We start from the raw sequence: 21909 nt of genomic DNA on the forward strand, positions 1-21909 counted from the left end.
GCAGCCCGTGAGTCGTGTTGTCGTGGCCGCCAGTCCACTGGCAGGCCACACGTTCCCGATGATCCAGATCGCCGGTGAGCTCGTCGCCGCCGGACATGACGTCACCTTCGTCGGCGGTGAGCGGTTCGCCGACCAGGTCGCGCGGGCCGGCGCCACCCTTCGGCCGCTGACCGGCAAGGCCGCCTACGACGACCGGCGGATGGCCGAGTCCTTCCCGGAGCGGTCCACGCTCTCCCCCGGCCCGGAGATGCTCACCTGGGACGTCTCGCACGTCTTCGGCGATGCCATCCCCGACCAGCACGCACTCATCCAGGAGTTGCTCGACGAAGACCCGGACACGGTGTTCGTCGCCGAGCTGATGTTCCTCGGCGGCCTGCCCTCGCTCCACGGCGCAGGCATCCGGCCGCGGCGCTGGATCGGCGTCGGCATTTCGCCGCTCTACTACCCCAGTGACGACACCACACCGTTCGGCCCGGCACCGGTCGGGCCGGGTGTCGACCAGGTGGAGGCGAACCGCGCGATGAACGCCGGCCTCGCCGCCGCGCTGTCCGGTGCGGCCGAGTACTTGCAGCGCGTGGTCGACGGACTGGGCGCGACCGGGTTCACGATGCCGAACTACTTCGCCACGATGTACACCGAGCCGGACGACGTCCTGCAACTGACCGTGCCGGAGTTCGAGTTCCCCCGCTCCGACCTGCCGGAGAACCTGGTGCGGTTCGTCGGGCCGCTGCCGCCGGTCGCCCCTGCGGGCTGGACCGAACCCGCCTGGTGGCCCGAGCTGGACAGCGGCCGCCCGGTCGTCGTGGTGACGCAGGGCACGCTGGCCAACGACGACCTCTCCGAACTCGTCGAGCCGACCCTGGCCGCGTTCGACGGCGAAGACGTCCTGGTGGTGGCAGCTCTGGGTCGCCCGGCTGCCGCACTGACCGGTCCCGTGCCGTCGAACGCTGTCATCGAGGAGTTCGTGCCGTTCGACCGACTGCTCCCCCACGCGGACGTGTTCGTCACCAACGGCGGCTACGGCGCCACGCAGCAGGCGATCGCCGCGGGCGTCCCGGTCGTGGTGGCAGGGCAAACCGAGGACAAACCAGCGATCGCCGCACGCGTCGGACTGCTCGGCCTCGGCATCGACCTGCACACCCAGCGTCCAACGCCCGAGGAAGTGGCAGGCGCCGTCCAGCAGATCCTGACCACACCGTCCTATCGGGACAGGGCGGTCGAGCTGTCGCTGGCGTACGAGAAGGTCGATGGTCCGCAGCAGATCGTGGACGTCGTCGCGGAAGCGTTCCGGAAGTGAGACGTCGGCGGGCGAGGCCGCACAGTCTCGTCCGCCACACGACCACATGCCGGACGAGTTCCGAAGTCGAGTCAGTGCTCAGCCGGTTCGGTCGAGCGGGCGTAGTCCGTGGGCGTCCGGCCGAAGCGCTTCTTGAACTCCCTGGTGAAGTGACTGCTGTCGGCAAACTGCCAGTGGGCAGCCACTTCCGAGACGCGTGAATGCCCGGACAGGGTGGACAGCGCGCGTCGCGCCTCGTCCAGCCGCCGGTGCCGGACGTAGGTGTTCACCGACTCCCCGGTCGCGGCGAACGCACGTTGCAGGGTCCGCACGGAGATCTTGAGTTCACGCGCCAGCATCGCCGGGGACAGTTCGGGGTCGGCGAGGCGACTGTTCGCGATGCCCTTCGCGGCTTGGGCGAGCGCCGGGCCCAGCAGGGGTTCTGAATCGTCGACCCTGCCCAGGACCACCGCGATGGCCAGTTCGACCAGGGTGCCGCGGGCGGCGTGCACACCGACCGGGTGCAGGTCGGCCATGGTCGCCTGGACCATGTTCGCGTGGGCGAGCAGCAAGCGCATCTCTGCCGTGTTCGTCGCACCTGCGATGCCCCGCTTCCGGAATAGAGGCGTGAACGTCTCGGACGGCAACCCCAGGACTTTCGCCGTGGTGTGCGGTGCCGTCTCGGCGAGGGCCAGGTGGCGGAAGTGGCGCAGGATGAACCTGCCGACCGACACGGTGCTCTTGTCACGGTCGTGCGGTCCGCTCACGGTCCACGATCCGCGCTGCACCGCCAGCATGTGCACGTGGTGTTCGGGGCAGTGTGTCAGGGCCGTGGTCCGGACAGCGGACCGGCTGTGGACATCGATGATCGCCACGTCCTGGATGGTGGCGACGCGGAAGCCCTCGGCGAACCCCGTCTGCCAAGCGCGTTGGAGATCCTCGACACGCTGAGGTGGGACGATATCCGCTCCAGTGTCGTTCATGACTGGCGAGTCACCTCGGATGTTTACTCGACTGCTGACGTGTGACGCACATGTTCCACACGAATGGCGCATTTGTTCAAGTGCGCCGCGGGTCAAACGTTCTAATGTATGAAGCCGGGCAGATCCACGTGGTTGTCGAGCAGACCCATGCGGAGTCGCAAGTGACATGACCAGGGGTTTCGATGGTCTACCACCGTCATCCGCGATGCAGGTACAAGTGTTCCAATTGTGCACATCTCCCGAGGGCGGCTTTCCACGCTTGCCCATCGGACCTGGTGTCGACGCTGCGCGATCACAGTTCCCGCAAAGGCAACAATTCGCCACAACTTCAGGAAGGTCGGTCCCGTGGTCGATTCACCACCTGGCATGGAAATCACCGAGCAGAACAAGTTCAAAGGCTCGTTGTTCATCGAGTCGACCGCCGGGTTGATCGCCTCGATCGGCAAGGACGCCGAGAGCGAGACCGAGAAAGCCCTGGACATCACCTTCTCCGCGATCGGCGCCGCCTCGTCGGCGGCGATGCTGGCGGTCGATCCGTTCGGCACGATGCTGGGCGCGGGGATCGGGTGGTTGATCGAGCACGTCAGCTTCCTCAAGGAACCACTCGACCAGTTGATGGGCGACCCGGAGGAGATCCAGGCCAACGTCGACGCCACCAAAGCCGCGGCGGTGAACCTGCGGTCGATCGCGGACACCCACCGCGCGGGACTGGCACAGCCCGGTGGGTGGACCGGGATGTCGGCCGAGGCGTTCACCGAGAACATGGACACCCTCGGTCAGGAGTTGGACGCGTTGGCCGACGCGGTGGAGAAGAAGGCCAAGATCGTCGCGATCTGCGGGGTGCTGGTCTCGGTGCTGCGTGACATCGTCCGCGACCTGATCTCCCAGTTGCTCGGCTCGCTGCTGGCCGGTGCGCTCGCGGCAGCGGCGGCAGCGGTGTTCACCTTCGGTGCCTCGATCGTCGGCTTCGTCGGGTTCGCGGTGGGCAAGGCCGTGGCGCTGGGCGTGAACATCGCCTCCCGGATCGCCAAGCTGGTCTCCGCGTTGACCCGGCAGATGGGGCGGATCAAGAACCTCGACGAGATCACCGAGCAGGTCGGCAAGGGCTGGAAGCGGTTCGAGAACGTCGCCGACGTGGCCGAGGTGTCCTACGAGGCGTGGAAGGCCCAGGACAAGGTCGGCGACGCCGTCGCCAAGGCCTGACCCCACACCACCGAACCCGGAGACCTCCTCGTGGCCAAGGTCAACCCCAGCACGAACCCCAACCCCAACGGCAACCCCGGCAACCCGCCCCCACCGTCGGCACCACCCGCGCCACCGGGCGCACCCACCGGTGGATCCGGGTTCCACACCAGCGAATCGTCCATCCAGGCACTGCAAACCCAGGCCGCCGACCTCCAAACCCGCTACACCGAGCAAGCCAACGTCCTGGCCGGACTCCGACTGGCCCCCAACGCCCTGGGCCCCATCGGGATGTTCGCCGTCCCGGGCCTCAACGACTCCAACACCAACTCCGTGGACCGCGCCAACGACGCCGCCCACACCTTCTCCAGCGTCCACGACGGACTCGGCGCCACCGGCAAGGTCTACGCGCAGACCGACCAGCTCATCAGCGACGAGTTCGACAAGATCGTCCCGGACTCCGGCGCGAAGAACCCTACTGGCGCTCCCGCCAGCGCCCCGCCACCACCGCAGCCCCAGCACGGTCCGCCGGTCAGCACGGTCGCACCGGTTCCCGGCACCACAGACCCCGCACCCGCCGTGAGCCCGACGGCTCCCGGCCCGCAGGTGAGCACGGTCCAGCCGCCACCCGGCGCCCCTGGCACAACCGCCCCCGCGAGCGCACCCACCCCGCAAGGCGGACCACAGGTCAACCAGGTGGCCCCACCTCCCGGCGCGGACACCACTGCTCCCGCCGCCGCAAGCCCACCGGCAGCTCCAGCGGCCCCGGCGTACACACCGCCTCCCGGCGCGGGCAACCTCCCGGCGTCGTCGGCACCGACCTCGCAGGGCGGACCGCAGGTGAACCAGGCACCCTCGCCGGGGGGCACGAACCCTGCCTCGTCGCCCACGGGTAGCGCGCGGGCGGGCGGGTGGCCGCCTGGCGGGAACGACCACATAACCGGCAGTCGGCCGATCAGCGAGGGTGTGAACGCCACACACCTGGTGTCGTTCGACGACGGCACCTCAGGCGTTTACAAGCCGGTGGTCGGCGAAAACCATTCGATGCGCCAGGGCATTCCCGGCAATCTGGCCGGCCGCGAGGTCGCCGCGTATGAGGTCGACCAACTGCTCGGCCTCGACGTGGTGCCACACACCACCATGATTGACGGCCCGGATGGGGAAGGATCGGTCCAGCGGTTCGTCCCCTCCACCGAAGGCAAGTACTACACCACGGAGTACTCGGACTCGGACCGTGAGAAGATGGCTGTTCTCGACTACGTCATCGGCAACTCCGATCGTCATCCGCACAATTACCGGACGAACGAAGACGGTGGTGTCGTCGCCATCGACCACGGCTACTCCTTCCCTGAATCGCCCGACCCGCGCATGGGAATTCGCTCTGAATTCGCTTACGCGGCCGCCATTGGCCAGATTTCACTCAGCCCAGAATTACTGGCCAAGATCAACGCGGTGGATCCTGCGGACTTGCGTGCCACGCTGGAAGCCAACGGAATATCAGAACCGGCCATCACCGGGACACTGGCCCGACTCGACGAGATCAAGGAGAATGGCGCGATAACCGGCCAACAATGGCCCGGAAGATTTGTCAGCCACGACAGGATCGGCCCCTATCACAACCCGATCTTCGGACCGTATTCAGATCATGCATGGCGTTCCCAGTCACTTCCCACTCGGTCCAGCTTCGGATACAGTTTCGATACTCCGGTTTCCCATCCTCCTCTCGGACCTGCCGATCGATTGCCGTCCCTGGAAGTGCTTCGCCGTGCGGATCAGAACGAGAACATCATCGGAAGGAGCGGTCAGTGAATGACGACAGCCAACCGAGTGGCAAGGCGCCGACCTTCGTCACCCTCTACTCCTGGGGTACCGGCAGTCCGGTGCGCGTCGCCGAGTTCCGGCTCACCCAGAGCGGAACCGTCGAACTCGCCATCGTCGAGCCCACCGAGGCGACCGTCGCGCGCAACTACTTCGACCACGGTGTCGACGTCGACGACGACCGGCGCACGGTCCTGCCCAACGAGGAACCCGAGATGTTCATGCGTGGTCTGCTGACTCCACGCCGGTCCAGCTACTACAGCTTCGCCGACGAAAGCGGCGCCGACAACCCGGAGTAATCGCGGTGACGTCGGACGATCGTCGCGTGCAATCAGTTGTTGTCGTGGACCTTGTCCGAACTCGACAAGGGCGGCTCCCCGTCCCACCGCCAGCCCCACGAAGGTGGACGCCGTGCCGGCAGCCGAGGTTGGGGTAGTGATCTCCGGGTACCTTCCGGTGGTAGCGGTTCCCGACCACCGGGGCGGAAAGAAGGTGCGGCGGTGCCGCAATGGCTGGAAGCGGGTCTGTGGGGTCTGGTCGGTGGGGGTGCGCTCGTGCTCGGCGCCGCCGTCGCCTGGCGGGTCCCGGTGTCCCGCGGTGTCGTCGCCGGGATCATGGCGTTCGGCGCGGGTGTGCTCATCTCGGCGTTGGCGTTCGACCTGGTCGACGAAGCCGAGAAATCGGGCGGGCTCCTGCCGACGGTGCTGGGGTTCCTCGGCGGAGCCGGGATGTACGTGCTGGCGAACGTCGTGCTGGCCCGCAGGGGAGCTCGGCACCGCAAGCGGTCGGGCGACCAGCAGTCGGCCGAGGCCCAGACGCAGGGCAGCGGTGCCGCCATCGCGGTCGGCGCGCTGCTCGACGGCGTCCCGGAGTCCGTCGTGCTGGGCCTGTCCCTGCTCGGCGGCGGAGGTGTCGGCATGGGAGTCCTGGTCGCGGTGTTCATCTCGAACGTCCCAGAAGGACTGTCCAGCGCGGCAGGCATGAAGCGCGCGGGTCGCGGCGCCCGCTACGTGTTCGGTGTCTGGGGTGGTATCGCCCTCGCCAGCGGGCTGGCCGCCCTCCTCGGCAACCTGCTGCTGCGCGACGCCTCACCGGAGACCATCGCGGTCATCACGGCCGTCGCGGCGGGCGCGATCCTCACCATGATCGCCGACACCATGATCCCCGAAGCGTTCGAGCGCAGCGGCGTCTACACCGGCCTCATCGCCACGGTCGGCTTCCTCACCGCGTTCACCGTCGAGCGCCTGGGCGGCTGACCGGGTCACGTCGCCGCGATGATCAGGAGCACGCCGTCCAGCAGGGCGATCGAAATCGTGATCCGAAACGCCGTCGGACTGCCCGGCGTTCACAACGGCCGCAGCCGCGGCAGCGATCGCGCCGAGGACTCCCCCGCCCGCGCCGACGATTGGTGAAGCCGGACCGGGATCGGATGCTGCTTGATGAACATCCGGCCGGTCCGGCTCGGGCCGTCGAGCAACCAGTGGCCCTACCGTGTAGACGCGCGCGCTCACGGTAGCGGGCGGTTACCCCATCTTTAACCGACCTAATCAGCCGTTCTCGGTCGTGACACGCGCAGGGGCGAAGCTCGCGCGCCCGAGGCACGAACTGCCGTGATGGCCTGGTGCAAGCCGGAATGGATGGTCAGCAACGGCCAGGAACGTCACCTCGTTCAAATCCAGCACCAGCGCCGATGTAGCGGCATTGAGGCAGGTCGACAAAGCGTCTCGTACCGTCTCGCTGGTGGTCATGTCGACCTCGCCCGTGACCACCAGAACCGGCACGCCGTGGCATGGGCTGCCTGCTCAACCCGACGGTCACACCGACCGGGTGTGAACCTGGTCTTGAGCGTCCCGTTCATACCGCCCGCACAGCGGCCGGTCGAACTCTCCGGACTGTGCATCGCCGTCTGCTACGGGCCTGCCGAGCTGGAGCACCTCGCTGGCGGCGACTGGTACAACGTATTTGCATTGCCTGATAGGCAGTCAAAAGATCAATCACTTCAGGAACTCAGGCTCGACCTTCGGAGGCCAGGTAGAGACGGTCAACATGCCCATTGAATACGCCTTGGATACCAACTGGACGCAGCACCCTGCCTACCACCGGACCCTCGCGTGTCCGGGCCGGTCAGAGGTGCAGAGCCTCGCGCAGGGCGCGTACCTGGTCGGCGAGGTTGCGTTCGCTGACGCGGGCTTGGGGGAAGAGGAGGTCGAAGCCGTGGACAGCGCCGGGGACCTGGACGAGCTCGGTGGTGACGCCGGCGGCGGACAGGCGTGCGGCGTAGTCGCGGCCTTCGTCGCGGAGCGGGTCGACCTCCGCTACGACGATGTAGGTGGGCGGCAGTCCGCTGAGATCAGCGGCGCGGCTCGGGAAGGCGTACGGGGTGGTGTGGCTGTCCTTCGCGTAGTGACGCACGGCCAGTTCCAGCGCGCCGCGGGTGAGGATCGGGGTGTCGATGCACTCCCGTACCGAGGCGGCGCTCAGGCTGCCGTCCAGGTTCGGGTAGGTCAGGGACTGGAAGAGAACGTGCGGGCCTGCCTGGTCGCGGGCACGCAGGACCGTGGAGGCAGCGATGTTTCCGCCGGCACTGCCACCGGCCGCCGCGATGCGTGCGGGGTCGCCGCCGAGTTCGGCAGCGTTGGTGGCGATCCAGGTCAGAGCGGCGTAGGCGTCGTCGGTCGCGGCCGGGAAGGGGTGTTCGGGGGCGAGGCGGTAGTCGACGGACACCACGACAGCCAGTGCGTCGCGGGCGTAGCGCAGACAACGCCCCTCTTCGGCCTCCGGGGATCCGTAGGTGTAAGCGCCACTGTGCACGTAGAGGATCATCGGCAGGTTCTCGGAGGTGTCGGGCCGGTAGACGCGCAGCCGCAACTGTCCTCCGGGGCCGGGCACGTAGAGGTCCCACACCTTGACCTCGTCGTCGACGGGGGTGTCCGGGCGTTCGCGCAGGAGTGTGTACCGCTCGGGGTCGGCAAGGACCGCATCCAGACCGTACAAGGGAAAGACGCCGGTGTCGGCGGTGTCGAGCATGGTCTGGATCTCGGGATCGACAGCGGGAACGGACATGGCTGAGAGCCACCTTCCAAGGGGATGGACCGGGGGTTGCCCCAGTGCTGGTGCGGAACCGACCTCAGTCTCTGTTGATCACGAGCGGCGCAGAAGTAGCCCGAGGGCCACTATCTGAAACTATTGGGCCATGCCTGTCGCGACGCCTCACCACGTGGCCGTTCTCGCCCTCGCACCAGTGGTGGCCTTCGACCTCAGCATCCCGGCCCAGATGCTGGCCGGGGTTGAAACGAACGCGGGAGAGGCGGCCTACGAGGTGCGCACCCTCACCCCGGACGGCTCCCCAGTCCCGACGGTGAACGGGTACCTCGTCACACCCCAAGGGGACCTGTCGCTGCTGGAGCACGCGGACACGGTCATCGTCGCGGGGACCCACTGCCCGGAGGTGATCAAGGATGGCGCGGTGGATCCCCGGGTCGCGGAGGCGTTGCGCGCGGCCCGGCAGCGCGCGCGGCTGGTGTCGCTGTGCACGGGTTCGTTCGTGCTTGCGGCCGCGGGCCTGCTGGACGGCGGTCGGGCCGCGACGCACTGGGGCTACGCGGAGCGGTTCAGGCGGCTTTTTCCCGCGGTCGAACTCGACACCAACCCGCTGTACGTCGCCGATCGCGGGATCCTGACCTCGGCAGGCGGTGCGGCGGCCATCGACGTATGCCTGCACCTGGTTCGTGAGGATCACGGCAGTTCCGTGGCCAACCGCGTGGCCCGGTACAACGTCGTCGCGCCCGTGCGGGACGGCGGGCAGGCACAGTACGTCGAACACCCGGTCCGAGAGGACGCGGGGACATCGACCGCAGGCGCACGGACGCTGATGACGCACTACCTCGACCGTCGGCTGTCCCTCGAGGACCTCGCGGCGCACTGCCACATGAGCGTCAGGACGTTCACCCGGCGGTTCCGACAGGAAACAGGGCTCTCACCCGCCGCGTGGCTCACCTCAACGCGTCTGGAGCACGTGCGCCATCTGCTGGAGTCGACGGAGCTACCGGTGGACGACATCGCGGCGAAGACCGGTCTGGGCAGCGGGACGAACCTGCGGCAGCGCATGCGGGACGCCCTGGGCACCACCCCCTCCGCCTACCGCAGGGCATTCCGCACCTCTCCCGCCGCACCGGCCACGTCGGTGGGACGGCGTGCGTTGGCGTCCGACTGGGGACATCGTTAGGATTCCCGCATGTCAGGACAATCAGAGCAAATCAAGGCCGAGAGCGGCTATCGCGAGCGCAACTCCACCGCCGATCGCGCCCTTGAGATCCTCAACATGTTCGAGGACGACGTGCCGGTCGTCTCGGCCGTGCAGGTGGCGGAACGGCTCGGCGTGGCGAGGTCGACGGTCTACCGGTACCTGCAAAGCCTGGTGGCGAACCGCTACCTGGAAGAGGCTCCGGGAGGGCGCTTCCGGCTCGGGATGCGCGTGCTGGAGCTCGCTCGACTGGCACGGCGCACGCACAACCTGACCGACATCGCCGCCCCGGTGCTGGAGGAACTCGCCGAGTCGGTCAACGAGACGGCCCTGCTCACCCGCCGGGTCGGCGGTGTGGTCACCTGCCTGGACCGCGCCGAGTCCCACGCGCACCGCGTGCGCATCTCCTACGAGCGCGGGTCGACCTTGCCGGTGAACGCGGGAGCGTCCGCGCTGGTGATCCTCGCCTTCGCGCCACCGGCCGAGGCCAAGGAGATCCTCGAGTCGTCGCCGCTGCGGCGGTTCACCCCGGCGACCCTCGTCGACGTCGAGTCGGTGATGACCCGACTGGAGACCATCCGCCGTCACGGCTACGCGATCACGCGCTCGGAGGTCGACCACGACGTGCTCGGCATCGCCGCGCCCATCCGCGACGGGAGCGGCAGGGCCACGGCGGCGATCAGCGTCGCGGCCGTGGCGTCTCGCGTGTCGACCCAGTTCGAGCACGAGATCATCACGGCCGTCCTCGCCGCGGCCGCGCGGATCACCGCCGAGGTGGCCGTTCTCGACGCGTAGTCGCCACCGCTTCGACAACCCCGCCGACCAACTCACCACCTGTTCCCTATTTCAGGAATGAGATAGCGTAAGTCAGGACACTGGTGAGGAGTTGGCGTGAACGTAGACGAACGCGACTGGCGCTGGGCGCGGGTGCGCGAGGAGATGACCAAGCGCGACATCGACCTGGTGATCGCGCTGCCGGAGTCGAACCCGACCGACGCGCGCTACCTGGCCGACGAGACCGGGGCGGTGCTGTTCCCGCTGGAGGGAGAGCCGTTCATCCTGTTGGGCGGCGAGGACAGCAATCTCGCCGTCGACCGGGAGGCCTGGATCGAGCGGCGCGCGAGCGCCACCCCGTCCGGCTCGACGAAGGTCCCCTACGGCGCGGTCGTCGCCGCGGAGCTGCGCAGGAGGAGGCCGCGGGCGGTGCGCGTGGCCATCGCGGGACTCGACGGCAACGACTACTCCCACGTCCGGTCCGCCGACGGTTACGTCGTCCACTCGACGGTCGTCCGGATCCTGGAGGCTCTCCAGGACGCCGAGGTCGTCGACGGTGCCCCGGTCATGGCGGCGGCGAGGCACGTCAAGAGCGCGGCCGAGGTCGCGGACATCCGGGCGGGCATCGAGGTCGCCGAGGCCGGGGCGCGGGCCATCGGAGCGGCCTTCCGCGTGGGGGCGGAGCAGGCCGACGCCTACCGCGCGGGCATGACGGCCATGATGCGACCGGGGCTCGCCCTGCCGAGCATCGCCTGGTGCCCCGGCGAGTGGGGAAAGCCGCGGCCCCGGCTCGTCGCGGTCCCCCGCGGCCAGGTGGCGGACGGGTTGTGCGTGGCCGCCGAGATCATGCCCGGATACCAGCACGTGGTGCAGGTGGCCGAGCCCTTCATCGCCGGGCGGATCCTCCCGGAGCAGCAGGACGCGTTCGACCTCAACATCGCGGCCTTCGAGGCCGCCAGGGCGGCGCTCGTGCCCGGCGCGACGTGGCGCGAGGTGCGGGCGGCCGCGATGGCGGTCGCGGCGGGCACCGGCTCGGAGATCTGCTTCCTGCTCCACGGCGGGTTCGACGGCCCGCTGTTCATCCCGAACGACACCCCCGAGGCCGTCCTCGACGACCCGGTCGAGGAGGGCGCGGTCTTCATCTGCAAGCCGACGGCGTTCCCGAGGTCGGCGGGACGCGTCGTCGCGCGCAGCTACGACGTGAGCTGGGGCGACATGCTCGTGGTGCGGCAGGGCGGCGCGGAACGGCTCGGCACCCGACCGCAGGTGCTCCACTCCCGCGCGTGACCACGTCCGGGGCCGGGCACGGCGGTCGTGTCAGGCCCCGGCCGGTGCGGGAGCGGTGAACGACAGCACGGCGGAGAGGTCGCCCGGCAGGTGGCCGGGGTGCCACGCCGCGGCGACGAAGCGGTCCGGGCGCACCAGGACGAGGTGCCCGGCATAAGGCGCGACCTCGGCGTCCAGACCACCGTCGAGGTCGACGATCGCGCGGCCGGTCACGAACCGGTCGTCCACCGCCACCCGGACGACCGCGGTCTCCGGCGAGCCGACCGCCGCGGCCGCCGCGGCGAGGTCGTCGGCACCCACCCCGACCCCGAGCAACGCCCACCCGCTGCCGAGCACGTCGTCGAGGGGGCGGACCGTGCCGGTCGCGGTGTCGAACACCCTCGGCTGGCCGAGCATGACGCCGACCTCCGCCGAGGTGCTCGCCACGACCAGGCCGTCGTGGTAGCGGTGCTCGGGGCGGTAGCGCATCTCCTCGTAGAACGCGCGAGTGCCGGGATCCCGCAACACGGCGGCGAAGTGGGCGTCGCGGCGGCGCGCCAGCCGGGAGTCGGTCGTCATGACGATCCGCCCGAGGCGCTCGGACAGCCGGACCGTCGCCTGGGCGTGTGGACGGCGTTCGGACTCGTAGCTGTCGAGCACCTCCTCCCCCAGCCCGCCCGACAGCACGGCGGCGATCTTCCAGCAGAGGTTGGCCGCGTCCCTGATCCCGGAGTTGAGGCCCTGCCCCGCGAACGGCGGCATCATGTGCGCCGCGTCGCCGAGCAGGAAGACGGGCCCGATCCGCCAGCGGTCGGCCACCAGGCCGTGGAAGCGGTAGGTCACCGCGCGCTCGACCTGGTCGGGCTCGACCCTCCGGTGGGGTGCGAGGAGCCGCTCGACCACGTCGAACGGGACCTCGCCGCCGGGTTCCCCTTCGCCTTCGTGCAGGAGGAACTCGTAACGGCACCGGCCGTCCCGTCCGGGCATGATCACGTGCGGGCGCGCCGGGTCGGCGTGGTGCATGCCGTAGCGCTCGTCGTGGTGGTCGCCGACGACGTCGACCACGAGCCACGACTCCGCGTGGCTGCGCCCGGTCATCCCCACGCCGAGCGCGGTGCGGACCCCGGACCGGCCGCCGTCGCAGCCCAGCACGTACCGGGCGCGCACGGTGGCGGACGTGCCGGCGTGTCCGTGCTCGCGGAAGGTCACCTCGACCCCGTCGGCGTCCGGGGCCAGCCCGGTCACCTCGGCACCCATCCGCACCTCGACACCCGGTTGGGAGAGCAGGTGCCGGTGCAGCGCTCGTTCCAGGTCCGGCTGCGCGAACGGGCTCTTGAACGGGTGGCCGAGCCGGAACGGCCGGGCCGCGCGCACCTGCACCACCGCGCGGCCGTCGCGGCCGTAGTAGCGGGTGCCGATACCCGGCACGATGATCCCGAGCACCCGGTCGACCACCCCGGCCGCCTGGAAGGTGCGCAACGACTCGTCGTCGAGGCTGATCGCCTTCGGCTCATCGCTGGTGGTCGCGTTGCGCTCCAGCACCAGGACCTCCACGCCGCGAGCGGCCAGGAGCGCCGCGGCGGTCAGACCGACCGGGCCCGCGCCCACCACCACGACACGGGTTGTCGGGTCGTTCGGCATAGGTCGCCCTCCCCTGTCGCGCGGCGGGCGTCGTGCTCGCCAGGCCGCGGCACTGTCCCCTACCATCGCAGCGTATCTTCTCACTATCAGGACACAAGACCTGCATTGTGGGACAATGTGCTATCTTCGGTCGCATGATCACGGAATGGGGCACGGTCCCGACCGAGGACGGCCCGATGGGCCTCTACCGCGCGGGCGGGGGTGCCGCCTCGGCCGCCGTCGTCGTCCTCCAGGAAGCGTTCGGGGTGAACGACCACGTCCAGGACGTCACCCGCCGGTTCGCCGCCAGCGGCTACCTCGCCGTGGCACCGGACCTGTTCCACCGCACCGGCATCGGCGTCCTCGGCTACGAGCAGCACGCCGAGGCGATGCCGCTGATCGGGGCGATCGACGCCGGGGCGATCACCCGCGACGTGCGGGCGGTGCTGGCACACCTCGCCGCGCACGACGGCCTGCCCGCGAGCCGGGTCGCCGTCGTCGGTTTCTGCTTCGGTGGCCGGGCCGCTTTCACCGCGGCGACGTCGATCCGGGGACTCGGGGGGACCGTCGTCTTCTACGGTCCCGGTATCGCCGCAGGCCCGCACGCCGTACTCGCCGACGCGGGTCGGATCGACGCTCCGGTGCTGGTGCACGTCGGCGTCGACGACCCGACGATCCCGGCCGACCAGGTCGCGGCCATCGACACCGCGCTCGCCGACCTCCCGGTACCCGCCCGGCAGTTCGTCTACCCCGACGCGGGACACGCCTTCGCCTGCGACGCGCGCCCGGCCCTGTACCGCCGGGAGGCCGCCACCCTCGCCTGGGACCGCACCACCGCGTTCCTGGCCGACCACGTGCCCCTGGCCGACTGACCGGACGATCCGGAGGAGCGACGATGTCCACCGTCACCGAACACCTCGTGCTGTTCGGCGCGGACGAGCCCCTGCGCGTGCTCGACCGCGACGAACACCTGCTGCTGGCCGAACCGCGGCCGCACCCCCTGATCCCGATCGCGCTGTGGAGCGAGCACGCACCGCTCGAGGTCGTCCACCACCCCGTGGAGTTCCGCGCGCAGCCGTTCGCCCCGCCCCGCGGGGTCTTCGAGAACGACAGGCTGCGGATCGAATGGCAGACGATGGACAACCGCCAGCCCTTCTACCACCGCAACTGCGACGTCGACGAGATCTCCTACCAGATCGACGGGGAACGCACCCTCATGACCGAACTCGGGGTGGTCGAGCACCGGCCCGGCGAGTTCTCCCGGCTCCCCCGCGGCGTCGCGCACGACAACTGGGGTCGCCAGGAGTCGCACCTGCTGTTCTACACACCGGCGCCGGTCACCGAGGAGTGCGCCGCGGTGCGGGAGTCCGAGCCCGTCATGCCGCCCTTCCCCGGTTGGGAGGCCGAGCCCGCGAACGAGGCGGTCACCCAGTGCCTGGGCTCGCCGGGGCACGACGTCGCCGTCTTCCCCGTCGACGAACGGCGGTTGCTCGACCAGGTGCACAAGGAAGAAGAACGGTTGCGGGTGCTGCGCGGCGCGGGGACCGGCACGACCTGGCTCTACCGCAACGACGACGTCCGGATCGGGATGGCCGCGACGCCGCCCTCGGCGGGACAGGTCTACGTGCGCACGCTCGACGCCGACGAGGTGCAGTACCAGGTGAGCGGCACCCGCACGGTCGTGACCCAGCGCGGGATCGTCGAGCTGCGGCCCGGTGACTTCCTGCTCGTCCCGCTCGGTATCGCCCACACCTCCATCGCCCACGAGCCGGGCGAGCACGTCCGCGTCCTGTGCAACCGCGAGCTGCCCCGGATCGGTGAGGTCGACCGGGTGGCGGTGCCGTACGCGCCCGAACTGCTGGCCGCCGCCCGTCGCGACGGTTCCGCGTCGTGACCGGCACCGGCAGGACCATGCTGGCCGCGCGCGTGGAGTCCGGCTCGACCACCGTCGTCCTCGCCCGCGTCCCGGTCCCCGAGGTCGGGCCGGGAGACGTGCTGGTGCGCGTCGCCTCCGCGGGCGTCGCCCCCGGCATCCTCCGGCTGCTCGCGGGTGGCGCGTTCCCGAACCTGCCCACCACGATCGGCCACGAGGCAGCGGGAACCGTCGAGGCCGTCGGCTCGGCGGTGTCCGGCATCGCCCCCGGCACCAGGGTGAGGGTGCATCCCAACCTCACCTGCCTGCGGTGCGCCTACTGCACGTCCGACCGCGAGATGATGTGCGAGCAGAACGCCATGATGGGGCACGCCGCGTTCGGCGTGGGCGCGAGACCGCTCTACGACGCCTACCACGACGGAGGGCTCGCCGAGTTCGTCCGGGTCCCGCACTGGCTGGTCGACCCCTGCCCGACGCCGTCAGCTTCGAGGTCGGGGCCAAGGTGCACGACCTCGCCAACGCCGTGCGCGCGTTGAAGTGCGCCGATCTGCGTGACGGCGCTGCGGTGGTCGTGACCGCGGCGACCGGGGCGATGGGGACGGCGACCGTCGCACTCGCCGCACGGTTCGGGGTGTCGCGGCTGGTCCTCGTCGGCCGCGACGCGAACCGGCTCGCGGCGGTCCGCGAGCTGGCGGGCGACCTGCCGACCGACACCGTCGCGACCGACGACCTCCCGCCCGACTGGGCGGCGACCGGCGGCCTCACGGCGGTGCTGCGGGGACTGCTGCCACGGGGAGCCGACGCCGTGCTCGACTACGCGCCGGAAGGTGTGCTCGGCACGCAGGCGCTGCACTCGATGGCCACCGGCGCGACGTTCGTCCACATGGGAGGCAACTTCACCGGCGAGCTGGTCCCGATGGCGGTGATGATGGTCCGGTGCTGGCGGCTGGTCGGCACCCGCGCCAACACCAGGGCCGACGTCCGCGACGTGCTGCGCCTCGTCGGTGACGGCACCGTCGACGCGGACCGCCTGATCACCCACCGGTACCCGTTGGAGGACATCGGCTCCGCGCTGGCCCGGATGCAGGCCCGCACGGAGCCGATCTGGATGGCCGTGGTCACCCCGCCGCAGGCGGACTCCGCCCGGTAGGAACCCGTCGCGGCGCGGGAACGACGCCGCGCCGCGACGGTCATCCGGGGATCCGGCGCACGAGGTACCGCCACCCGGCTTCGAGCTGGTGCGGCGGCCAGCACTCCTCGGCCTTGCGGCGCGTCTCCTCCTCGTCGGGCACCGCGTGCGGCGATCCGGCCGCCATGGCGACCAACTGGTCGCCGCACGCGCGGTCCAGGAGTACCGCGTGCATCACCGCCGCGCCGACGGTCGGGCCGGTGGCGACGATCCCGTGGGCGGGCAGCAACGCCGCGGGAGCGCTTCCCAGCGTTCCCGCCAGGGCCGCGCCCAGTTCGGGCGTGCGCACCAGGCCGGTGGTCGCCCGGAAGCGAGGCAGGCCGCGGGCCGCGAAGAGCGCGCCGGCGTGCGACAGCGGCAACACGGCGGTGTCCAAGGCGGCGAACGTCGTCGCGTTGGCCGAGTGGGTGTGCACCGAGCACACGCGCGAAGGATCGGCGCGCAGGACCTCCAGGTGGATGAAGCACTCCACGTGCGGAGCGCCCTCACCCTCCAGCACCCCGCCGTCGAACGAGACGAGCTGGAGCCGGGAGGCGGTCACCTCCGCGAGACTCCAGCCGGGCTGCTTGATCCAGACGCCCCGGCCGTCGGGGTCGCGCACGGCGACGTGCCCCCAGATCATGTCCTCCTGCCCGGCCGCGGCCAGGGCGTGGGACGCGGAGATCGTCAGGGTGCGCGCCTCCTCCGACGTCGTGGGAACGCTGGGGTTCATTGGACGGGCAGGTAGGCGGGACCGGCCTCGGCGAGCAGCCGCTCGGCCTCGGCGTGGATCGCCTCCGGGGACTGCCCGAGGTCGAGGGTCTTGCGGAAGGGCTGCCGGACGTCGCGCTCCAGACGCAGGTAGACCTCGTTGCGGTTGCCCTCCGGGTCGAAGAAGTAGATGCCGAACGCGTTGCCGTGCGTGACCTCCTGCTGCACCTCGACGCTCTCGGCCGCGAACAGGTGGTGGTAGCGGATGAGGTCCTCCAACTCCTCGACGCGCCAGGAGATCTGGTGCTGGAGCTTCGCGCCCGGCACGGCGGTGCGGCCGGTCTGCAACACGAACTCGTGGTGCTCGGTCTCAGGGTGCGAGCTGAGGAACACGATGCCCAGCTCGGCGTCCTCGTCGGTGACGGTCAACCCGATCACGCGCTCGTAGAAGTCGCGCATCCTGGCGAGGTCGAAGACCCACAGACCCGTGTGCCCCAACTGGGAGATCGCCATCTCGGCCTCCTGAGTCCCGTTAAACAGGACATGTGGACTGTTTTATGGGACAACGATACGATTCGGGTCTTGCCGCGTCAACATCGAGGGAGACCGAACGACCATGCGCCTGGCCACACTGCGCCACCACGGGCGAACCCACGCCGCACGGCGCGACGGCGACTCCTACGTGCTGCTCCCGCACACCGACGTCGGAACGCTGCTGAAGGACCCGGACTGGCGCCGACTCGCCGAACGAGACACCGGCGCGAGGGTGCCGGTGTCCGAAGTGGACTACGCCACCCTCGTCCCGCACCCCAACAAGATCATCTGCCTGGGCCTGAACTACGCGAGCCACATCAGGGAGATGGGGCGGGACACACCCGAGTACCCCACGCTGTTCGCCAAGTACGACGGGGCCTTGGTCGGGGCGCGCGACGACATCGTGCTGCCCGCAGTCAGCGAGCGCGTCGACTGGGAGGCCGAACTGGGTTTCGTCGTGGGCCGGACAGCCCGACACGTCCACAGGGACGAGGCTTCGCACCACGTCGCGGGCTACACGATCGTCAACGACGTGACCGCTCGCGACTGGCAGCGGCGCACCAGGGAGTTCCTCTCCGGCAAGACCTTCGAGTCGACGACACCCGTCGGACCGGAACTGGTGACCGCCGACGAGCTGGACGCGGACGACGCGAGACCCGACCTGGAGATCCGGTGCGAGGTCGACGGTGAGGTGATGCAGCGTTCACGCACCGCGGACCTGCTCTTCGGAGTCGCCGACATCCTGTCCTACGTCAGCGACATCATCACCCTGCACCCCGGCGACCTGATCGCCACCGGCACTCCCGGCGGCGTCGGCGACGGCCGCGATCCACAGGTCTACCTCAAGCCCGGTCAGGTGCTGCGCACCGTCGTCGAAGGCTTGGGCGAGCTGCGCAACACCTGCGTCGCCGAACCGACGTGATCGCCCGCCCACGGAGCTCCTGTCTCAGACCGTCTGGAACACCCACCTCTGGTCCGGGTAGTTCAGGCAGTCGTACTGGAACGCCGGCGAGCCGTTGAAGTCGTCGGCACCCCGGATGATGAGGCAACGCTGGGTGTAGTAGTTCTGGATCTTGACGTACCGGCCGCCACTGCCCTCGTCGAAGATGTTCCAGTTCTGGTCCTCGTAGCCCGCGCAGTCGTACTGGAAGGCGAGTGCGCCGTTGACGTTGTTCGCGCCCCGGACCACGAGGCACCTGCCGGTGTACGCGTTGCGGATCCGGCTCCGCAAAGGGGTGATGTACTCGATGTTCCAGTGCTGGTCCGCCGCGCTGCCGATGCAGTCGTACTGGAACGCCGGTGAGCCGTTGACGTTGTTGGCCCCCTGGATCGCGAGGCAGCGGCCGGTGTGCAGGTTGATGATCCTGACGGACGCCAGGATGGTCACGTCGTCGGTCTTCGCCTGGACGGCGGGCGTGAGACCGAGGGTGAGAACGAGTGCCGCGAAGGCGACGAATGCACGACGAAACAAGGACATGGCAACCCCCCGTTGCTCCTTGATCAATGCCCCTGGAGCGTACATCCCGGTGAACGCCGCCAGCAAGCGCCCACCTGCGACTCGCCCTGACAACGGCTTGCGTGCGGGAGAAACACGACCCGGTGATCAGCAAGGCATCGCAGTCCTCAATGGACAGAGACTCCGAGACCCGGCGCTCACCTGGCCACTGCTTCAGGGCCGCCCGGCGGACGTGCCGTCGGTGACCGCGCCGGAGACAGACCCGGTGGAGGAGAGCGACGTGAGGTTCAGGTGGATGTGCTCGACCGGCTCCACCTCCGCGTCGGTCACCGTCGGCACGGTCAACAGCCCGCTCAGCTCCCCGCGCTGGATGACGGCCAGCGGCTGCACCCCGGTGGTCGACAACGGCCGCGACGGCAGCGGATCCTCCTGGGCGACGTTGCGGCGGAACCACAGCTCGTCGACGTCCGTGGTGGACAGCTCGGCGCCCTCGGGGACGGTCGGCCTGCCCACGACGGTGAGGACCCTGTCGGCAGGCGCGGACAGCGTCATCCGCCACGTCAGCGCACCGCCCTCGGTGACCACGTCGGTGACCGGCGTGGCGGTGAAGGTCGGCTCCGGGTCGTCGTTCGACACGGTCAGCCTGTCCGCGTACCGGCCGACGACCGCGCCCCGCACGGGTTTGACCAGCACCGTGCGCCTCGCCTCCAGGTTCCAGCGGGTGTTTCCGTTGACCTGCACCGGGATCTCCAGCTCGCGCTGGCCCGGCTCGATCTCCACCAGCCGCTCGGCGTACGCGGCGTCGCCCTCGTTCTGGACGAACACCCGCACCGCACCCGCGCCGCTCCCGGTGACCGAGACCGGGAACCGGACGGTCTTCGCACCCGAGTCGCCCTCCTCGACGGTCAACGCGCCCAGGTCGACGCGCGGCAGCGCGACCGGCCGCGGGGCGGGCAGGCCGGGAGCGTACCCGTGGGCGTCGACGAGCCACGCCTGCCCGGAACCGCCGTGCGGGACCAGTTCCAGCTCGGCGACGTGGCGCAGGTCGATCCCGTCCGCGGGCAGCGGCACGTGCACCTCCTGCGCCCAGCGGGCGGAGACCCGGTCGGTGGCGGGCAGACCGTCCAGCGCCACCGACCCCAGCACCGCGCGGCGCCCGGCCGCATCGGTGACAGCCACGTCGAAGCGGGTGGTCGCGCTGTTCGGCGGCACGGCCAGCCTCAGCGCCAACTGCCGCGAGCCCGCCAACGACACCGGCGCGCCGGGTCGCGCGGTCGCGGCCTGGCCGTCGGCGGTCCACCCCAGCGCCACGGCGAACCGGCCCGACTCGGGCACGACGCGGTTGAACCGGACGAAGTGCGGCGACGGGCGGCTGGCGGCCGGGTCGACGCATGCCGTGGCCGGGTCTGCCGAGACCTGCGCGCACACCCGAGCCGAGCCGCCCGCCGAGGTCGCCTCGTCGGGCACCACGAACGGGGAGCGCGCGCCGCCGACGGCGTGGGCGAGCACGCGCGCCGGGTCCGCCGAGGGCGCGCGCACGCCCGAACCGTCCAGCAGCGGCAGCACCCGCCGGTCTCCGGCGACGAACAGGCGCGCCGCCGCGGCGACGTAGGTCGCGCCCGCGGCCTGCTGCTGCTCGGCGGTGAGCCGGGTGGCCGTCCCCGGCGAGCACACCGGATCTTCGGGCGGGGAGCGGAAGTCGTCGGACGCCGGGGCCTCCGCCTGGCCGGGCGTCCACTCGGTGTTGAAGTAGTTGTGGTTGGCGCCGACGAAGTACAGCGCGCTGTGCAGCGCGGTCCCCCGGCTCACCCCGCGGGTGGCGTCCACGTACATCTGGCCCTGGAGGTCGGACACGTCGCCGTCGCAGCCGGGCAGGATCGTCACCGATGGCACGTCCGGCGCCGGGTTGTGCGCGAAGACCGTCGCGCCGATCAGCACTTGGCCCTTGATCGTCCAGCGCACCGGGTCGCCGCCCCGCGGCGGGGACAGGGTGTCGACCGCTGCCCTGTTGACGCCCTCGCCGCCGCGGGAGTGCCCGACCAGGAGCACCTGGCTCAGATCGGCGACCGGTGCGGCACGGACCACCTCGGGCGCGGACCCGCGACCGGCGCCCGCCCAGTCCGCCCACCGCGCCAAGTGCGCGCGCACCAGCGCCGACCGCGCGCCCGCACCCAGTTCCAGGTCCAACGCGTCCTGGGCGTTGACCGAGTTGGCGGACACGGACACCGTCACGTAGCCCTGCGAGGCCAGCAGCCGCTGCGCCCGCAGGTAGCCGCGGTAGCTCGGCACCGGCTTGGCGGACGCCGGGCAGGGCCACGTCAGCAGCACCTGCGTGCCGTTGAAGCAGGAGATGTGCCTGCCGTGCAGGAACAGCGCCACCGGGCGGCGGCCGGTCGCGCCGACCGGCGCGACGACCACGGCCCGCATCTCCAACGGCACCGCGTAGCCGGGCACGGTGATCGGGTCGAGCTCGTACTCCCCGGTGGACGTGGCGAACGAACCGGGGCTACCGGGATCGGTGTCCCCCGCGGGCAGGGGTGCGGGCAGTGCCGCGACCGCCTCGACCGACGGGGCCGCGGGCTCCTCGACGTCCAGGCGCGTGCCCGACACCCGCACCTGGAGCGCGTCGACGTCCTCGACCTCCGCCGCGTCCAGGGTGTAGGTGCGCAGGTCCGCGGACGGTCGCGGCATCCCCAGCAACCGGTCGCCGTCCCAGAACTCGACCGCCGCGCCGCCCGGCGGGATCGGCGCGGTCGCCGTCCACACCAGCCCCGTGCCGGTGATCGCCCACCCCAGGTGCGGCGGTTCCGCCGCTTGTCCGGCATGGGCCGTCGCCGTGACCGGTGCGGCGAGGGCCGCCCCCACCAAGGTGGACAGCAGCAGTGTCGCCAAGCGCATGGGGTCTCTCCGATCACCGGCAGTCGATCAGTTCTAGCGGTGCCGGACACCGCCCCACAAGCCTTCCTGAGAGGTCCGGGTGCGTGCTGAGGTCGACCGAGTCCGGG

General features: G+C 70.4%; 21 protein-coding genes. 13 read left to right on the top strand and 8 right to left on the bottom strand.

The genetic code is table 11. From position 1 onward, the window contains the following. Positions 1 to 7 precede the first annotated feature (7 nt). Positions 8 to 1297, top strand: coding sequence for a nucleotide disphospho-sugar-binding domain-containing protein (locus tag NZH93_RS51010; RefSeq protein WP_259628338.1), 1290 nt, complete (start codon positions 8 to 10; stop codon positions 1295 to 1297). Positions 1298 to 1368: 71 nt separating this feature from the next. Here the strand turns inward: NZH93_RS51010 and NZH93_RS51015 are convergent, their stop codons facing one another. Next, a complete protein-coding gene (locus NZH93_RS51015; RefSeq protein WP_259628339.1) occupies positions 1369 to 2151 on the bottom strand; it encodes a helix-turn-helix domain-containing protein in 783 nt (260 codons plus the stop codon). Between the two features lie 474 nt (positions 2152 to 2625). Between NZH93_RS51015 and NZH93_RS39020 the strand changes: the two genes are divergently transcribed. The 4 genes from NZH93_RS39020 (at position 2626) to NZH93_RS39035 (ending at position 6515) form a co-directional block, all read left to right on the top strand. After that, complete coding sequence (locus NZH93_RS39020) at positions 2626 to 3462, top strand: WXG100 family type VII secretion target (RefSeq protein WP_259628340.1); 837 nt, start codon at positions 2626 to 2628, stop codon at positions 3460 to 3462. A 30-nt stretch (positions 3463 to 3492) separates the two neighbouring features. Further along, on the top strand, positions 3493 to 5250 hold the full coding sequence (locus tag NZH93_RS51020) for a protein kinase family protein (RefSeq protein ID WP_259628341.1): 1758 nt from the start codon (positions 3493 to 3495) through the stop codon (positions 5248 to 5250). Beyond that, positions 5247 to 5558, top strand: coding sequence for a hypothetical protein (locus NZH93_RS39030; protein WP_259628342.1), 312 nt, complete (start codon positions 5247 to 5249; stop codon positions 5556 to 5558). Before NZH93_RS51020 ends, NZH93_RS39030 begins: the two co-directional genes overlap by 4 nt. 201 nt (positions 5559 to 5759) lie before the next feature. Further along, positions 5760 to 6515, top strand: a complete 756-nt coding sequence (locus NZH93_RS39035) for a ZIP family metal transporter (RefSeq protein ID WP_259628343.1) — start codon at positions 5760 to 5762, stop codon at positions 6513 to 6515. Between the two features lie 291 nt (positions 6516 to 6806). Here NZH93_RS39035 and NZH93_RS39040 read toward each other — a convergent pair whose 3' ends face one another. Together NZH93_RS39040 and NZH93_RS39045 are read right to left on the bottom strand one after the other, a co-directional pair. Then, positions 6807 to 7040, bottom strand: a complete 234-nt coding sequence (locus NZH93_RS39040; RefSeq protein ID WP_259628344.1) for an STAS domain-containing protein — start codon at positions 7038 to 7040, stop codon at positions 6807 to 6809. A 343-nt stretch (positions 7041 to 7383) separates the two neighbouring features. Further along, on the bottom strand, positions 7384 to 8322 hold the full coding sequence (locus NZH93_RS39045) for an alpha/beta hydrolase (protein ID WP_259628345.1): 939 nt from the start codon (positions 8320 to 8322) through the stop codon (positions 7384 to 7386). A 130-nt stretch (positions 8323 to 8452) separates the two neighbouring features. On the opposite strand from NZH93_RS39045, the gene NZH93_RS39050 reads away from it, so the two are divergent. The 3 genes from NZH93_RS39050 (at position 8453) to NZH93_RS51025 (ending at position 11563) form a co-directional block, all read left to right on the top strand. After that, positions 8453 to 9484, top strand: a complete 1032-nt coding sequence (locus NZH93_RS39050) for a GlxA family transcriptional regulator (RefSeq protein WP_259628346.1) — start codon at positions 8453 to 8455, stop codon at positions 9482 to 9484. Positions 9485 to 9493: 9 nt separating this feature from the next. Next, on the top strand, positions 9494 to 10297 hold the full coding sequence (locus tag NZH93_RS39055; RefSeq protein WP_259628347.1) for an IclR family transcriptional regulator: 804 nt from the start codon (positions 9494 to 9496) through the stop codon (positions 10295 to 10297). A 96-nt stretch (positions 10298 to 10393) separates the two neighbouring features. Then, complete coding sequence (locus NZH93_RS51025) at positions 10394 to 11563, top strand: M24 family metallopeptidase (protein WP_259628348.1); 1170 nt, start codon at positions 10394 to 10396, stop codon at positions 11561 to 11563. A 30-nt stretch (positions 11564 to 11593) separates the two neighbouring features. On the opposite strand, the gene NZH93_RS39065 is transcribed toward NZH93_RS51025, so the two are convergent. Further along, positions 11594 to 13183: a bifunctional 3-(3-hydroxy-phenyl)propionate/3-hydroxycinnamic acid hydroxylase gene (locus tag NZH93_RS39065; protein WP_259628349.1), complete on the bottom strand. Its 1590-nt coding sequence runs from the start codon at positions 13181 to 13183 to the stop codon at positions 11594 to 11596. Between the two features lie 134 nt (positions 13184 to 13317). Between NZH93_RS39065 and NZH93_RS39070 the strand changes: the two genes are divergently transcribed. The 4 genes from NZH93_RS39070 to NZH93_RS39085 are packed head-to-tail and all read left to right on the top strand — an operon-like array spanning position 13318 to position 16185. Next, on the top strand, positions 13318 to 14034 hold the full coding sequence (locus NZH93_RS39070; protein ID WP_259628350.1) for a dienelactone hydrolase family protein: 717 nt from the start codon (positions 13318 to 13320) through the stop codon (positions 14032 to 14034). A gap of 23 nt (positions 14035 to 14057) precedes the next feature. Further along, positions 14058 to 15056 carry a hypothetical protein gene (locus NZH93_RS39075; protein WP_259628351.1) on the top strand — a complete coding sequence of 333 codons (999 nt, stop codon included), beginning with the start codon at positions 14058 to 14060 and terminating at the stop codon, positions 15054 to 15056. Further along, on the top strand, positions 15053 to 15571 hold the full coding sequence (locus NZH93_RS39080; protein WP_259628352.1) for an alcohol dehydrogenase catalytic domain-containing protein: 519 nt from the start codon (positions 15053 to 15055) through the stop codon (positions 15569 to 15571). Before NZH93_RS39075 ends, NZH93_RS39080 begins: the two co-directional genes overlap by 4 nt. Beyond that, complete coding sequence (locus NZH93_RS39085; protein WP_259628353.1) at positions 15538 to 16185, top strand: zinc-binding dehydrogenase; 648 nt, start codon at positions 15538 to 15540, stop codon at positions 16183 to 16185. The genes NZH93_RS39080 and NZH93_RS39085 overlap by 34 nt, the downstream gene beginning before the upstream one ends. Before the next feature lie 40 nt (positions 16186 to 16225). Here NZH93_RS39085 and NZH93_RS39090 read toward each other — a convergent pair whose 3' ends face one another. Beyond that, positions 16226 to 16936 carry a class II aldolase/adducin family protein gene (locus NZH93_RS39090; protein WP_259628354.1) on the bottom strand — a complete coding sequence of 237 codons (711 nt, stop codon included), beginning with the start codon at positions 16934 to 16936 and terminating at the stop codon, positions 16226 to 16228. Continuing rightward, positions 16933 to 17427, bottom strand: a complete 495-nt coding sequence (locus tag NZH93_RS39095) for a VOC family protein (protein ID WP_259628355.1) — start codon at positions 17425 to 17427, stop codon at positions 16933 to 16935. Before NZH93_RS39095 ends, NZH93_RS39090 begins: the two co-directional genes overlap by 4 nt. 103 nt (positions 17428 to 17530) lie before the next feature. Between NZH93_RS39095 and NZH93_RS39100 the strand changes: the two genes are divergently transcribed. Then, entirely contained in the window at positions 17531 to 18370 is an 840-nt protein-coding gene (locus NZH93_RS39100; protein ID WP_259628356.1) for a fumarylacetoacetate hydrolase family protein, read from the top strand. Between the two features lie 24 nt (positions 18371 to 18394). Here NZH93_RS39100 and NZH93_RS39105 read toward each other — a convergent pair whose 3' ends face one another. Both NZH93_RS39105 and NZH93_RS39110 read right to left on the bottom strand, forming a co-directional pair. Then, a complete protein-coding gene (locus NZH93_RS39105) occupies positions 18395 to 18925 on the bottom strand; it encodes an RICIN domain-containing protein (RefSeq protein ID WP_259628357.1) in 531 nt (176 codons plus the stop codon). Between the two features lie 192 nt (positions 18926 to 19117). Further along, the gene (locus NZH93_RS39110) at positions 19118 to 21802 is read right to left on the bottom strand and encodes a hypothetical protein (protein ID WP_259628358.1); all 2685 of its coding nucleotides are present in this window, start codon (positions 21800 to 21802) and stop codon (positions 19118 to 19120) included. Positions 21803 to 21909: the final 107 nt, after the last annotated feature.

This window comes from Umezawaea endophytica (assembly GCF_025061645.1).
Classification (GTDB): Bacteria; Actinomycetota; Actinomycetes; order Mycobacteriales; family Pseudonocardiaceae; genus Umezawaea; species Umezawaea endophytica.